We start from the raw sequence: 13,938 nt of genomic DNA on the forward strand, positions 1-13,938 counted from the left end.
TTACAAGTAAGGCTGTAATGCACGCGTCAGTAAACTGAAGTCGATTGGTTTGGTGATATAGGCTTTGAATAGATCTTCAGCAGCCTCAATATTTTCTTCCATCGCAGCAGCGGTTAATGCGATTATCGGAATATCAGCATATTCAGGCGTTTCACGTAATTTTCGAGTGGCTTCCAGGCCGCTCATGCCTGGTAAATTAATGTCCATCAGAATGACATCGGGTTTTAGCGTTTCGAGTAAATCAAAACCTGCCTCTGCGTCCTCACAGATATGTAATTCAACGTGTTTAAAACGAGAGAAAAAAACCTCTATCAGGCGAATATTGGCAGGATTATCTTCGATATAAATGACTTGTTTTATGGGAGTATAAGATTCGCTGTCGCTCTTACGTTGTAATAAAGACAATTCCTGCTGTTTAAGATTGTCGAGTTCTTTGAGCCTATTTTTCTGTTCGTTGGCCAGTGGCAATTCTATCCAGAAGCTACTACCCTGACCAAGCGTGCTGACAAAATCAATTTTGCCGCCCATCGCTTCCAACAACCGCCTACTGACACTTAAACCAACGCCTGTGCCTGCGATGTTACGTTGCTGTCCAAGTCGCTCAAAGGCAGTGAAGACTTGCTCTTGTTTTTCTTCGGCAATACCGATGCCTGTGTCAGTGACAGTTAGTTTCAAGGTGCTGTTTTGCGTTTGCACAGTGGCACTGATCAAAACTCTGCCATCGGTTTTATTATATTTGATGGCATTACTGACTAAATGAATAAAGACTTGTTTAAGTTTGGTGAAGTCGGTAATGACAACGGCATCAGTCCCATCTTTAAGTTCAATCTGAACTTGGTGCTGTTGAGCTAATGTTGTCAGAAGGGGCATGCAATCCTCGAATACGGACGCAATAGGCACATGATCGTCTGAGGTTTTTATTTGGCCTGATTCAATCTCAGAAAGCTCTAACACGTCATTGATCAAAGCCTGCAGATGTTTGCCACAATGCAGGATCTGATTAATATTGTATTTTTGATCTTGGTCGAGGTTTTTCTCTTTGTCACTTAACAGCAACTGTGAAAAACCGAGAATCCCATTCAGTGGCGTTCGTAACTCATGGCTCATGGCGGACAAAAATTCGGACTTGGCATTATTCGCCCGTTCAGCTTCATGCTTGGCTGCCATTAACGCCCGTTTTTCTGCTTTTTGTTGGCTCATATCTCTAGCAATACCAGTGAAAAGGTATTGTCCTTCCCACTTAAAGTCACTGAGCGTGAGCTCTATCGGAAAAGTACGGCCATTTTTATGTAGCGCTTCAACCTCAACGGGTTTGCCTATAATGCGGGTTTGTTCAGTAGACAGGAAGCGTGCCATACCGAGTTTATGCAGATCTCGGTAACTTGCCGGCATCAGTTTAGTGATGTTCAGTCCAATCACTTCACTGGGTTGATAACCAAACAGCTTGATAGAGGCCTTATTGTAGTTTTCGATAATCCCTGATTGATTTATCGTGATAACACTGTCAATCGTGTTATTAAGCAGGGTCTGTAAGCGAAGACTTTCGTGACGAGCACTGGCTTCTAATGCTTCACGTTTATGCAGTTCATCTTCAAGAGATTGTGTTTGCTGACGAATTTCCGAAGTTAGTTTCTTATTATGATGATGTTTGAGCAGAAAGCCCAATAACGCCAGCAGGGTGATTAAACCCAGACCGAAGTACAACCATGTCGGTTGGCTTATTTCAGTTTGAGGTTGCTGATAAATGAAATCATCCAATTCATCGACTTCGTCATAAAGTCCGAGTTGTTGATATGTCCGGGCAATTTCTAGCCATCGTTCAGTCGTCATATGACCAAAATCAACAGTCGGGTAGAGACTTAGTTTTAATAACTGATCCGCTTCAAATTGTAAGTGTGAGCGACTTTTATTTTGTGGATTGTATTTCTCGATGATTAGATCAATGGTTTCTTCGCGATGTGTCGCTGCATAACGCCAGCCTTTGTATGTTGCTTCCCTGAACGTTTTAACGACTTCTGGATTTTTATTGAGGTAATCTTGTGATGTAAACAGGATATCGCTGTAAAAATTAATATTGTAATCTTTCGGTGCGATGGTGCGGTATGGCACACCCCGTCTTGCCATCAAGAAGGGTTCGTTTGAAATATAGGCTGTGAGACCGTCCACCCGGCCATTAATCAGATGCTCAATATCCGAATCGGAGGGTGAAACGAAGTTAATTTTGCTGGGATCAATATTTTGCTTGAGAAAGATGGCCGCAAGATCATCAGCATAAGATTGTCGGGTCAGGGTTTTATTAATAAAGTCTGATGCAGAATAAATGCCGGAATCAGCAGTGACTAACCAAACATAGGGACTGTCCTGAAATGTCGCACCCAGTGCAACCAAAGGGCGACCTTTGAGATATTCAACAACGATCCCTGTTCCAGACATACCAAAGTCTACATCGCCGCTTTCGACTTCATCGTAAGGATGGGTGAACCCGGTTTGGATGTCTACATCGAGCCCGGCCTGTTCATAAAAGCCATTCTCTTTGGCGGCATAGATGCCGGCGAACTGGAATTGATGTTGCCACTGTAATTTGATAACCACATTATGTTGATGAGATGGCGTGGTCACATCTTCGTGTGCATTCACGTGCCAAGAGGCTAGCAAAATAACGAAGAGTAATAGGTGATTCAGAGTCATGTTTGGCGGTGCATCCAGTGAGTTTGCATAGTACCGTAACCGTTCAGGTTTACGCTACTGAAATACACTTACATTCTGAAATCACGGCCCAAATAAACGCTCAATACCTTTTTATCCTTAAGTATTTCATCAGGTGTGCCGCGAGCGATAACTTCGCCTTCATTGAATATATAAGCGCGCTGGCATACATTAAGTGTTTCCCGCACATTATGGTCTGTAATTAATATACCAATACCACGTTCAGCCAGTTCTTTGATTATTCCCTGAATATCTAATACCGAGATAGGGTCAACCCCTGCGAATGGCTCATCCAGCAAAATAAATTGTGGGTCCATCGCCAAAGCGCGGGCTATCTCAACCCGTCTTCTTTCACCACCTGATAAGGCCATACCCTTGGATTTGCGGATATGGTCAATATGAAAATCTGCCAGTAGACGTTCCAGCAGATCGTGCTTCTGGTCTGTATCAAGTTCATCCCGGGTTTCGATAATGGCATACAGATTATCTTCAACACTCAGTTTGCGAAATACCGAGGCTTCCTGAGGTAAATAACCAATTCCCAGTCTGGCTCTGTCATGAATGGGATATTCCGTCAGTTCCTGTTGATCCAGATAAATGTAGCCATAATCGACCGGAATTAAACCAACAATCATGTAAAAGCTTGTCGTCTTACCGGCACCATTTGGCCCTAGTAGACCAACAATTTCGCCACTTTTTACATCCAGCGAAATGTCCTTGACGACTTGACGGTCACCATAGCGTTTTGCCAGTTGCTGTGCAGATAACATGCTCATTGACTTAAGCGGGGCTATTTAATGTAACGGCTGTTGACCCAGCCAATCACGACTTCACCGTCGATCGTACCTCGTACCTGAGCCCAGGCTTCCTGCCGTGTTAGTACAATCACTTCCAGTGAAGGAGCGAAGGTACCGATTTTGAGATAATGCGTACCTGGACCCGATCGCACATTAAGTGCTGTGGTGGTCATCGCTGTAGGGTAGCCTTTATCTGCTTTGTCAGTATTTGAAACAGAGCTGTTAGTGTCAGCAGCCGGGGCTGCTTGTTTATCCGTTTTGGGGGTGTCAGGCGTCGTTTTCTTTTTGTTGCCTGGAGGCTGAATAATGATGTGTACACGCCCTTTTTCCTTCTTTTCACCGCCGACAGAAACCGGGGCAGAGTTGGCTGTGACCACATTTCTTTCAATATCGTATTCGATTCGGTTGCCGGTGAATTCATCACCAGATTGCCAGACATGCCCTTCGCCAATTAGGTAAATTTTCTGACGACCGGCAAAATATTCCATTTGTAATGCTTTGGCACGGACAGGTGCTTCACCGGGTTTATGCACTTGTTTATAAGTAGCCCGTTTACCCTGAGCCACCATTTTTTCAATTTGTTTATTTTCGTCGTAGTAAAAGGTGATGATGTCACCTTCAATACGCAATGTGCCCTGAGTCAGAATGGCATCACCTTTATATTGAGTGACGCCTTCACGATCATCGAGTTGAGCGTGATCGGCTTCTATATTAATCGGTTGTTCGCGATCACTGGGTAGTGCCCAACTTAATGTGGGTAAAACCAGCAATAGAATCGTGACTAATTTATTTTGCAGGGGCATCATATTGTCCTTTCACTCTTGAGTGCAGGTTGATTGTTTCATCGTTTAAAGCGGCATGTAAGCCCACAGATTCTGTGTCACCCTGGGGTGAGTGAATAGTGACAGGTTGATCCGTGTAGGCCGTATTTAACTTGGTATCTAAGGTCAATTTTTCTGTCAGCATTTGAAACGAGGGATTATCTTTATTGGTGATAATAACATTTCCTGTCAGCAGGATAGTGTCAGCATCACCTTGGGTCTGTCCCAGCTCTGACTCAATGATCCAGGCATCCTGACCCGGCTCTAGGAACTCGGTAATGGGATCAATCATTTCTGTGGAATCATCTTTCGGATAATGAGCCATTTCCTTGCCTTTGATAACCCGATCTGGCGTGCCATCAATATCCATAATGGTCATCGTAAAATCTGTCATAGCGTAATCACTGGTGCGTGTTGTCTGATTTTGCATATCAGGTTGCGTAACCTCATTATCAAGCAAAAGCCAGACACCAATCATAAATACCGCAACGATAGCCAATTTGACGGGTAAAGAAAGTTTAGAAATGGCGTTCAATTTGATCTTGCAGGTTGCCCTGTCCTTCCATAATTAATTCACAGACTTCACGAGCAGCACCATGACCACCGTTTGAAGGTGTGATCCAATGCGCATGTTTTTTGACCACAGCATCAGCGTCTTGAACAGCCACGGCCAGACCGACACGACTCATAATCGATAAATCAACCCAGTCATCACCCACATAGGCGCACTCATCCGCTGACAGACCCAATTCCCTTACTAAGGCTTCAAACACAGGCAGTTTGATTCGTTTGCCTTGATAAACATGTTTTATACCCAAGCTGGTCATGCGGTGCTCGACCGTTTTAGATGTACGTCCGGTGATAATCGCAATTTCGACACCGGTATACTGCAGCAGTTTCATGCCATGACCGTCACGTGAATGAAACGCTTTATACTCCTCACCATCGTCGCCAATAATGATTCGGCCGTCGGTTAAGACGCCGTCGACATCAAACACAACTAGTTTAATTTTTTTTGCCTTTTCCAGAATATCCTGCATGTTTGTTTCCTGTTAAACCACACCTGCGCGAAGCAAATCGTGCATATTGATAGCGCCCTGTAATTGTTGCTTTTCATCAAGGATGAGTAAGGCATTAATTTTGAAGCGTTGCATCAACTCAAGAGCCTCTGCAGCCAGCATATCCGGGCGTCCGGTTTTACATTCATGAGTGACATAATCTGATAATGGCTGGGTATGAATATTAATTTCCTGTGCCAAAACGCGACGTAAGTCACCATCGGTAAAAATGCCGACGATTTCATTATTGGCATTTGATACTGCAGTCATTCCCAGACCTTTAGCAGACATTTCGATTAATGCTTCGCTAATCAACACGGACTCATCGACTCGAGGCACGGCGATACCGGTATGCATAATATCGCTGACATGCAACAACAAACGACGACCTAATAAACCACCGGGATGTGACATGGCAAAATCTTCGGCAGTAAACCCCCTGGCCTCAAGCAGCGCGACGGCCAGCGCATCACCCATTACTAAGGCGGCTGTGGTGCTTGAAGTAGGGGCAAGGCCAAGCGGACATGCTTCACGTTCAACGCTGACATCAATGTGGGCATCAGCGCATTTTCCCAGCGTGGAATCCGGTTTGCCTGTCATTGCAACGAAGGGTACGCCCAAACGTTTTATCAGCGGCAAAATAGTCAGGATTTCGGTTGTTTCACCGGAGTTGGATAAAGCCAAAACCACATCTTTGTCGGTGATCATACCCATATCACCATGGCTTGCTTCACCAGGATGAACGAAAAAAGCCGGTGTGCCAGTACTGGCTAATGTGGCAGCAATCTTACCGCCGATGTGGCCGGATTTACCCATGCCTATTACGACAATGCGACCGTCACAGGCAAGCATATAATCACAGGCTTTCAAAAACGCTTCATTGATGCGCTCACGTAACGCTGTAATGGCAGATAGTTCAGTATCAAGTACTGCTAAAGCCAATTTTTTCAACTTGTCGTGTTCGATTGTCATCAGCTGAGTCCGGGCGTGTTTTGATACGCTAATAGTCCGTTATAGCCGATATAGACAACTAACATCAATACACCAGCGAATCGACCAATACGACCCTGCTTACAAAAACGGGCTAGTAGATATAAGCCAAGCGCCAGTCCGATCATGAAAGGAAAGTCACGATAGAGCAATAACGGGTCGGTATCGGATGGTGCAATAAGGCCGGGCATGGCGAGAACAGCCAGCAAGTTAAAAATATTTGAACCGAGTATGTTACCGACAGCAATATCATGCTCATTTTTCAATGCAGATATAACCGATGCCGCTAATTCCGGCAGGCTGGTTCCAATTGCTACTATAGTCAGACCGATGATGAGATCGCTGACGCCCAGTAACTGGGCCACACCGGTTGCCCCCCAAACCAAGGCTTTTGATCCAACGAGTAAAGCAATCAGACCAATTACAAAATAGATTGCCGACTGTTTGGTTGTCATTGAGGGGGTGGCATATTCTTTTTCGAATTCTTTTTCTATGGGATCTTGTTTAGTGCTGTGAATTGCGAGCCATGCCATTCCACAGAGGGTCAGAATAAAACCGACGAGTAAGATGCCGCCATCTGTTCTATCCATATCACCGTCGAGTATCAGGACGAGTGATGCAAGCATGACAAAAGCCAGCACAGGGAATTCACGACGTAAGGTATCGGAGTGAACGACAAGCGGGGTGATCAATAGCGTTATACCCAATACCAGACCCACGTTGGTAATGTTGGAGCCGATAGCATTACCAATCCCCAGTGCCGGTGAGCCCTCGAAGGCGGCTAACGCTGACACCAGCATTTCAGGGGCTGATGTACCAAATCCGACAATAGTCAGACCCACTATTAATGGCGATACGCCGAGATTTGATGCAAGATTCGCCGCGCCATCGATAAAGCGGTCTGCACCCCAAATCAATACTGCAAAACCGGCAACGATAGAGAGAATAAAGAATAATGTAGTCATAACGTCCGTTATTGTGGCATCTAAGCCGTTATATGAAACATAAAAAAGCCGGGCTGAACCCGGCTCTTAATTATAAAGGCTTGAACGCCTGTTGTGTTATTACTCGGCGAAAACGTCGAAATCGTCTTCCGGTGGAAGGCCATCATAGACCAGATGTTGGCGCCGTTGCATGTAGGCATCACGAACATAGCTGTATTCGTCAGTAGCCGCTTCATCCAACACTTTTTCAGCACTGAGTAAGCTGGCACGTGAATCAATGACACGTGTACCAACGATAGCTAAACGCGCATCGTCGCCTTCAACATACATGACAGGATCAGTAAACATGTCACCAACCAGGCCAAAAGAGTCACGCACATTGCGTGGGCCAAACAATGGTAAAACAATGTAGGCGCCGGGTTTTGCACCCCACACACCTAATGTCTGACCAAAGTCTTCGTTGTTTTTGGTGAAGCCGTTCAAGCTTGCCACGTCAAAGATACCGGCAACGCCTACGGTGGTATTCACAACAAAACGATAGGTGTCGCGGTAAGCCTGATTGAATTTACCTTGTAACAAATCGTTGATGATGACTGTGATGTCATTCAGGTTACTGAAAAAGTTGCTGACACCATGACTGATTGGAGCGGGTACGACCGTATCGTAACCCTTAGCAACGGGCTTGATGACGGCGGTATCTAGCGCATCATTAAATTGGTACATCGCCCGGTTATATCCTTCCAATGGATCATTCACACCCGCTGACTGGTTGGTCGTTGCACACCCAGTCATCAGCAAAAATGTAGTAATCAGACTGAGCCTGACAAATGCGCTGAAGTTCGACATCGAATTAAGTTCCCTGTTTTCTTCTTTAATTTGGTCGGAAGAATAATCTCACGGGGACCTGTGCCGATCAAGCTATTCTGTTGTTATATTGGCAAAGAAGGGATGCCTCCGTTGTAAAAATGCAACAAATTTTCAAAGACACCAGAATGCCTGGTTTGTAATAGCGTCGTTTCGTTTATTGGTTGGCTCTTTATTGTCATGCATGAAGTCAGCAAACACTTCCGTACACGCCAGCCAACTATTTTTCTGAGCAAACTCGATGCAACGTTTGGGGTTTATGGTGGAGCAATCCTTTACAGCCTGACTTAGGTCATTATTTAAATGACCGGTTACCCCGTTTTCAATCACATCAGCAGGACCCGTAACGGGGTAGGCGGCTACAGGTACACCACAGGCCATTGCTTCTAAAATGACCAGACCGAATGTGTCTGTTTTACTTGGAAATACAAACACATCTGCTGCAGCGACATAAGAGGCGAGTTCTTTGCCGAATTTGGCACCTGTAAACAATACATCCGGATAGCGTTCTTGCAGTTGTTTCAAATCCGGGCCGTCTCCCACCACGACTTTACTGCCTGATAAGTTTAAATTCAGGAAGGCTTCAATATTCTTTTCAATAGCAACACGCCCCATATTGAGCATGATAGGAGGAGTCAGATTCAGCTTTTGAGGGTTATCCGGTGTGAAAATCTCGGTATCAACCCCGCGACCCCATACCTCAATATGCTCGAAACCATTATCTAACAACCGTTGTTTTTGCGATTGTGTCGGGACTAATGTGCGAACGGCCTTGCCATGGAATCGACGAAACCAGGCGTAACTCCAGCTGAGTGGGATAGGTAAACGCAGTTGAAGGTACTCAGGGAATTGCGTGTGATAAGACGTTGTGAAATTAACCCGATGTTTAATACACCAGCGTCTTGCAGCCATACCGAGCGGCCCTTCAGTTGCGATATGAACTGCATCAGCGTTGAGCTTATTTAATATTTCTCGCACTTTCCGGCCCGGAAATACGGCAAGGCGAATACTGGGATAGCTTGGACAGGGCACCGTTTTAAAACTTTCAGGTGTCACAAGGTGAACATCATGTCCCAGTAGCATCAGGTTTTTGCGGGTTTGTTTCAGAGTCCGCACAACGCCATTGACCTGAGGACTCCAGGCATCAGTGATGATGACGATTTTCATCAGGCTGCCTGCACAACGGAGTGGGTCTCATCAACAATTTCAGTCCAGTTAAGTATTTCCATCCGGCCATCAGGGTGTTCGACCAAGGCAGTGCAACTCTCTACCCAATCGCCGCAGTTGAAATAATCAATCTCGAAATGACGAGTAATTTCTGCACGGTGAATGTGGCCGCAGACCACACCATCTACTCCTTGACGAGCCGCTTCATGCGCAACAGCTTCTTCAAAGTTGCTGATGTACTGCACTGCATTTTTGACGCGATGTTTCAAAAACGCCGCTAAAGACCAGTAGGAAAATCCAAGCTTGCGCCGGACGTAATTCACCCAGCGGTTGGCTCTCAACAGGTATTCGTAAAGACGACTGCCAACTTTTGCCAGAAGCGGGGATATTTTCACCACGCTATCAAATTGATCGCCATGCAAGATCAATAGTTTTCTATTGTCGGCGGTGGTGTGAATGACTTCGTTTTGAATTTCAACGTTACCAAACACGGCGCCATCAAAATCACGTAATACTTCATCGTGATTACCAGGGACATACACCACCTTGGTATTGTGCTTTGCTTTACCGAGTAAGGTACGGATGACATTATTGTGCGCCTGAGGCCAGAACATCTTTTTCTTCATTTCCCAGACATCAATGATATCCCCGACCAGATACAAGTAATCACATTCGACTTTGTGTAAAAAATCAAGCAGAAAATCAGCACTGCAACCGCGAAAACCGAGATGAATATCTGAAATCCAGACGCTTCGAACTTTTATTTTCTCGTGGTGACTGACTTGTTTTTGCATAATGTGCCCTTATCTATATGATTGAGCGCACAGTAACCAATTGATGTTGCAACAAGATGAATTTTTTGTTGCAGAACGATGACGACAAGTAATGAAATCAGTTGTCCTACTTCCAAGTCAGCAAAACAATAGAGAGTGATATGAGCAATCCATTATTAGAAACATTCACCTTGCCACCGTTTTCCCGGATACAGCCCGAGCATGTTGAGCCAGCTGTGACACAAGCGATACAAGAAGCAAAACAATCGGTTGAGAACCTTTTGAAAGGGCTCGACAACCCAACCTGGGAAACTCTGGTGGAACCGATGGAAGAAATGGAATGCTATATCGACCAGATCTGGTCACCGGTGAGTCATATGAATTCTGTAGTGAATTCGGAAGAGCTGCGTCAAGCCTATAACGCTTGCCTGACCATGCTGAGCGAGTTTGGTACCGAGCTGGGTCAAAATGAAGATCTCTATAAAGCCTATAAAAAAATAGCTGAAAGTGATGAATACAATCAGCTGGATACAGCACAGAAGAAAGTCATTGATAATGCAGTGCGTGATTTTCGTTTGTCAGGTGTGGAATTGCCTCAGGATAAGCGAAACCAATACAAACAAATCTCTCAAAAGCTGACTGAGTTGAGTGCCAAGTTTGAAGAAAATCTGCTTGATGCCACCCATGCGTGGAAAAAACATATTACCGATAAGGACATGTTGTCCGGTTTGCCTGAATCCACCATTGCCATGGCGGAGCAATTTGCTAAACGCGATGATCTGGAAGGCTGGGTGTTTACCCTGGATTTTCCCTCTTATATGCCAGTGATGTCCTATGCCGATAACCGTGATTTACGTGAAGAAATGTACACCGCATTTGCGACAAAAGCCTCGGATCAAGGTCCGGATGCCGGTAAATGGGATAATACGGAAGTCATGGCAGACATATTAAAACTGCGTCATGAACTGGCCCAATTATTAGGCTTTGATAGCCATGCCGAACGATCGTTAGCGACTAAAATGGCGCAAAGCCCACAGCAGGTAATGGACTTTCTTAATGATCTGGCTTCACGCAGCAAACCGATCGCTGAAAAAGAGTTTGAAGAACTCAAAGCGTATGCCAAAGAAACGGCAGGCATGGATGATCTGCAAGCCTGGGATGTGACCTATTTTGCTGAGAAGTTACGTCAGCAACGTTATGCCATCTCACAAGAAGAAGTGAAGCCGTATTTTCCTGAAAAGAAAGTGGTTAACGGTTTGTTTGCCGTGGTTAATAAACTTTACGGTTTAGATATTACTGAACGGAAGGATGTGGATACCTGGCATAAAGATGTGCGTTTCTTTGAAATTCACGATGCTAAAGGCGAATTACGTGGTCAGTTTTATCTGGATCTCTATGCTCGCCAACATAAACGAGGTGGCGCGTGGATGGATGAATGCCTGGTTCGTCGTAAAACCGAAAGCGGTATTCAGACACCGGTTGCTTTCCTGACCTGTAACTTTTCAGAACCCGTAGGTGATAAACCGGCTTTGTTCACGCATGATGAAGTCACCACGTTATTTCACGAGTTTGGTCATGGTTTGCATCATATGCTGACTAAGATTGATTATTCAGGTGTGTCCGGTATTAACGGTGTTGCGTGGGATGCCGTTGAACTGCCAAGTCAGTTTATGGAAAACTGGTGCTGGGAACGGGAAGCATTGGATTTGATTTCCGGTCATTACGAAACCGGGGAAAAGCTGCCTGATGAGCTCTACAATAAAATGATCGCAGCCCGTAACTTCCAGTCAGCGATGATGATGCTTCGTCAGCTGGAGTTTTCCATCTTTGATTTTCGTCTACACCTGGAATTTGATCCCAATGGCGATAATCAGGTTGAAAAAATTCTCAGCCAGGTTCGTGAACAAGTGACTGTGGTTAAGCCACCTAAATTCAACCGCTTTGCTCACAGCTTCGCTCATATCTTTGCTGGTGGCTATGCTGCTGGCTACTATAGCTACAAGTGGGCAGAAGTATTGTCAGCTGACGCTTTCTCAAAGTTTGAGGAAAACGGTATTTTTGATCGGGAGACAGGGCTGGAATTCCTGAATAACATTCTGGAGCAGGGTGGCTCCAAAGAACCGATGGAATTATTCATCGCCTTCCGGGGCCGTGAGCCAGAAATTGATGCGTTGTTGCGACACTCCGGTATCGCTGCATAATAAAAAGGGCCGAAAGGCCCTTTTTTAATTCGATTGATAAAACAGCGAGTAACTTACGAGTTCAAGCAGATTTGAACAGCTTGCTGTGCATTCTGAAGCATACTCATCGCTTTATCTTTGTTGAGTTTACCGTCTTCCACGTCCTGTTTGATTTGCATGTTCAATGCTCGGGTTGTGGTTTCGATGTCTTCGCCAGCGGCGACAGGAAGAATAGCTTTTTCACGATAAGCTTCAGGTAGATTACCTAAGCCTTCAAGCTGGCAACTCGCCATTTTTGTGACGTAAAAGTTCGCTTCTGTTTTGATGGCTCTCGCAGTCATTTCAGGCCGATCAACGCTGAGTTTTTTCATAACCAGTGGTTTAACTTGTTCACTGTAGTGTTGCTTGTAGTTTTCTTCATCCTGAGCGTCAATTGCAATAGCTTGCTGCGTTACGAAGACAAAAGGCAAAAGTAGTAATAATTTTTTCATGGCATGTCCTTCTTGATAAACGTTCGGTTACAAGCACCGAACTTCGCCTTTGCACCATAAGGCACAAATAATAAAATTCCTGTGAACTGTATCTGTTTAAGCCTGATGAATCCAGTTTGGAGTTTAAACGTATGAGATGTTTGTTATTGAATGTTGAAAATAAAAAGGGCACCGAAGTGCCCTGAATGCGTTTGGATTATCTCTGGTATCGCGTTATTTTTTCTTCGCTTTCTTTTTATCTTTTTTATTCTGTTTCTTGTCTTTCTTGTCTTTCTTGTCTTTCTTGTCTTTCTTGTCTTTCTTGTCTTTCTTGTCTTTCTTGTCTTTCTTAGTCTTCTTGTTCGACTTTTCTTTGTTAGGTTTCTTCGTTGGCTGTTTATTCACTACTGTTTCAGCTTCAGGCTTGGGAAAGGCCGCCATTCCAAGCTTACGAAATTTCGTAACCCAATAACGCACTTGTCCAAGCGTTAAACCTGTTTGCGTCGCAGCCTCAGCGTGACTGGCACCGTCATGAACAGCGATAAGAACGCCAGCCCGACTGCTGAACGCTGTCTGAGAACCGACAATTTTCTTGCATTGGGTTACTTGTGCTGGGCTGAGAAGCTTTTTAGTGCTAGCCATACTGAAACTCCATATCGTGAGCGTTAAGATGCAAATTATTGCTGCAACGTACTTAAATAAAAGCTGATCATTTAGCTTAATGGTGCCATATGACAATTTGATGACAACAGAAAAAAGGGGGGAAGACCCTTTCTAGTTGCGTGCTAAAGCTATGCTCAGCGTAGTTGACTGTCTTTACTGCCACGGCGATTAAACAAGCCAGCCGCTTTATTTTCTTCGTCAATAATTTCCTGACAGTTCACGCACAAACGCACGCCTGGAATAACCTCACGGCGACGTTCTGGAATTTCTGCGTCGCATTCCTCGCAATGCGTCAGGCTCTCACCCTTCGGTAAGCTGTCACGCGCGTGCTGAATGGCATCATCCACACTGGCATCAATTTGATCTTGTACTGCCCCATCTCGGGACCATCCTCCAGCCATAACAACCTCCAACCGACTGTTTTATAATTCAAGTATAGTCCTTTGATTGAGTAAACCCAATGATTTCAATGCAATTGGCAGGTCTGCATTTATTTTTCTCAGCC

Annotated in this window: 14 protein-coding genes; 1 reads left to right on the forward strand and 13 read right to left on the reverse strand. The window is 44.9% G+C overall.

Annotation, left to right across the window (positions count from 1 at the left end; translation table 11 throughout):
* The 10 genes from ACTF5U_RS03710 to ACTF5U_RS03755 all read right to left on the reverse strand — a co-directional run bounded on the left by ACTF5U_RS03710 (position 1) and on the right by ACTF5U_RS03755 (position 10,141).
* Positions 1–2,688: an ABC transporter substrate-binding protein gene (locus tag ACTF5U_RS03710; RefSeq protein WP_438970294.1), complete on the reverse strand. Its 2,688-nt coding sequence runs from the start codon at positions 2,686–2,688 to the stop codon at positions 1–3.
* A 68-nt stretch (positions 2,689–2,756) separates the two neighbouring features.
* A complete protein-coding gene (lptB, locus tag ACTF5U_RS03715) occupies positions 2,757–3,482 on the reverse strand; it encodes an LPS export ABC transporter ATP-binding protein (RefSeq protein WP_438970295.1) in 726 nt (241 codons plus the stop codon).
* Positions 3,483–3,496: 14 nt separating this feature from the next.
* A complete protein-coding gene (lptA, locus tag ACTF5U_RS03720; RefSeq protein WP_438970296.1) occupies positions 3,497–4,309 on the reverse strand; it encodes a lipopolysaccharide transport periplasmic protein LptA in 813 nt (270 codons plus the stop codon).
* The gene (gene lptC, locus ACTF5U_RS03725) at positions 4,290–4,859 is read right to left on the reverse strand and encodes an LPS export ABC transporter periplasmic protein LptC (RefSeq protein ID WP_438970297.1); all 570 of its coding nucleotides are present in this window, start codon (positions 4,857–4,859) and stop codon (positions 4,290–4,292) included. The genes lptA and lptC overlap by 20 nt, the downstream gene beginning before the upstream one ends.
* Positions 4,843–5,364, reverse strand: a complete 522-nt coding sequence (gene kdsC / locus ACTF5U_RS03730) for a 3-deoxy-manno-octulosonate-8-phosphatase KdsC (protein ID WP_438970298.1) — start codon at positions 5,362–5,364, stop codon at positions 4,843–4,845. The genes lptC and kdsC overlap by 17 nt, the downstream gene beginning before the upstream one ends.
* Before the next feature lie 12 nt (positions 5,365–5,376).
* The gene (locus ACTF5U_RS03735) at positions 5,377–6,354 is read right to left on the reverse strand and encodes a KpsF/GutQ family sugar-phosphate isomerase (RefSeq protein WP_438970299.1); all 978 of its coding nucleotides are present in this window, start codon (positions 6,352–6,354) and stop codon (positions 5,377–5,379) included.
* The gene (locus tag ACTF5U_RS03740; RefSeq protein ID WP_438970300.1) at positions 6,354–7,337 is read right to left on the reverse strand and encodes a calcium/sodium antiporter; all 984 of its coding nucleotides are present in this window, start codon (positions 7,335–7,337) and stop codon (positions 6,354–6,356) included. Before ACTF5U_RS03740 ends, ACTF5U_RS03735 begins: the two co-directional genes overlap by 1 nt.
* A gap of 99 nt (positions 7,338–7,436) precedes the next feature.
* The gene (locus ACTF5U_RS03745; RefSeq protein ID WP_438970301.1) at positions 7,437–8,162 is read right to left on the reverse strand and encodes an MlaA family lipoprotein; all 726 of its coding nucleotides are present in this window, start codon (positions 8,160–8,162) and stop codon (positions 7,437–7,439) included.
* Positions 8,163–8,294: 132 nt separating this feature from the next.
* On the reverse strand, positions 8,295–9,347 hold the full coding sequence (locus ACTF5U_RS03750; RefSeq protein ID WP_438970302.1) for a glycosyltransferase family 4 protein: 1,053 nt from the start codon (positions 9,345–9,347) through the stop codon (positions 8,295–8,297).
* Complete coding sequence (locus ACTF5U_RS03755; protein ID WP_438970303.1) at positions 9,347–10,141, reverse strand: UDP-2,3-diacylglucosamine diphosphatase; 795 nt, start codon at positions 10,139–10,141, stop codon at positions 9,347–9,349. Before ACTF5U_RS03755 ends, ACTF5U_RS03750 begins: the two co-directional genes overlap by 1 nt.
* A gap of 140 nt (positions 10,142–10,281) precedes the next feature.
* Here ACTF5U_RS03755 and prlC point away from each other — a divergent pair, with 140 nt between their 5' ends.
* The gene (gene prlC, locus ACTF5U_RS03760) at positions 10,282–12,321 is read left to right on the forward strand and encodes an oligopeptidase A (protein WP_438970304.1); all 2,040 of its coding nucleotides are present in this window, start codon (positions 10,282–10,284) and stop codon (positions 12,319–12,321) included.
* 53 nt (positions 12,322–12,374) lie between these two features.
* Here prlC and ACTF5U_RS03765 read toward each other — a convergent pair whose 3' ends face one another.
* The 3 genes from ACTF5U_RS03765 to ACTF5U_RS03775 form a co-directional block, all read right to left on the reverse strand.
* Positions 12,375–12,791, reverse strand: coding sequence for a hypothetical protein (locus ACTF5U_RS03765; protein ID WP_438970305.1), 417 nt, complete (start codon positions 12,789–12,791; stop codon positions 12,375–12,377).
* A 213-nt stretch (positions 12,792–13,004) separates the two neighbouring features.
* On the reverse strand, positions 13,005–13,412 hold the full coding sequence (locus tag ACTF5U_RS03770; protein WP_438970306.1) for a helix-turn-helix domain-containing protein: 408 nt from the start codon (positions 13,410–13,412) through the stop codon (positions 13,005–13,007).
* A 155-nt stretch (positions 13,413–13,567) separates the two neighbouring features.
* On the reverse strand, positions 13,568–13,834 hold the full coding sequence (locus tag ACTF5U_RS03775) for a DksA/TraR family C4-type zinc finger protein (protein ID WP_438970307.1): 267 nt from the start codon (positions 13,832–13,834) through the stop codon (positions 13,568–13,570).
* Positions 13,835–13,938: the final 104 nt, after the last annotated feature.

The sequence above is a fragment of the Methylophaga sp. genome, from assembly GCF_965655755.1.
GTDB lineage: Bacteria > Pseudomonadota > Gammaproteobacteria > Nitrosococcales > Methylophagaceae > Methylophaga.

Coding starts and splice junctions, on each gene's coding strand:
- ACTF5U_RS03750 (WP_438970302.1), bottom strand. CDS start 9,347: ATGAAAATCGTCATCATCACTGATGCCTGGAGTCCTCAGGTCAATGGC.
- ACTF5U_RS03710 (WP_438970294.1), bottom strand. CDS start 2,688: ATGACTCTGAATCACCTATTACTCTTCGTTATTTTGCTAGCCTCTTGG.
- ACTF5U_RS03765 (WP_438970305.1), bottom strand. CDS start 12,791: ATGAAAAAATTATTACTACTTTTGCCTTTTGTCTTCGTAACGCAGCAA.
- ACTF5U_RS03770 (WP_438970306.1), bottom strand. CDS start 13,412: ATGGCTAGCACTAAAAAGCTTCTCAGCCCAGCACAAGTAACCCAATGC.
- ACTF5U_RS03775 (WP_438970307.1), bottom strand. CDS start 13,834: ATGGCTGGAGGATGGTCCCGAGATGGGGCAGTACAAGATCAAATTGAT.
- lptA (WP_438970296.1), bottom strand. CDS start 4,309: ATGATGCCCCTGCAAAATAAATTAGTCACGATTCTATTGCTGGTTTTA.
- ACTF5U_RS03735 (WP_438970299.1), bottom strand. CDS start 6,354: ATGACAATCGAACACGACAAGTTGAAAAAATTGGCTTTAGCAGTACTT.
- ACTF5U_RS03740 (WP_438970300.1), bottom strand. CDS start 7,337: ATGACTACATTATTCTTTATTCTCTCTATCGTTGCCGGTTTTGCAGTA.
- kdsC (WP_438970298.1), bottom strand. CDS start 5,364: ATGCAGGATATTCTGGAAAAGGCAAAAAAAATTAAACTAGTTGTGTTT.
- ACTF5U_RS03745 (WP_438970301.1), bottom strand. CDS start 8,162: ATGTCGAACTTCAGCGCATTTGTCAGGCTCAGTCTGATTACTACATTT.
- prlC (WP_438970304.1), top strand. CDS start 10,282: ATGAGCAATCCATTATTAGAAACATTCACCTTGCCACCGTTTTCCCGG.
- lptB (WP_438970295.1), bottom strand. CDS start 3,482: ATGAGCATGTTATCTGCACAGCAACTGGCAAAACGCTATGGTGACCGT.
- ACTF5U_RS03755 (WP_438970303.1), bottom strand. CDS start 10,141: ATGCAAAAACAAGTCAGTCACCACGAGAAAATAAAAGTTCGAAGCGTC.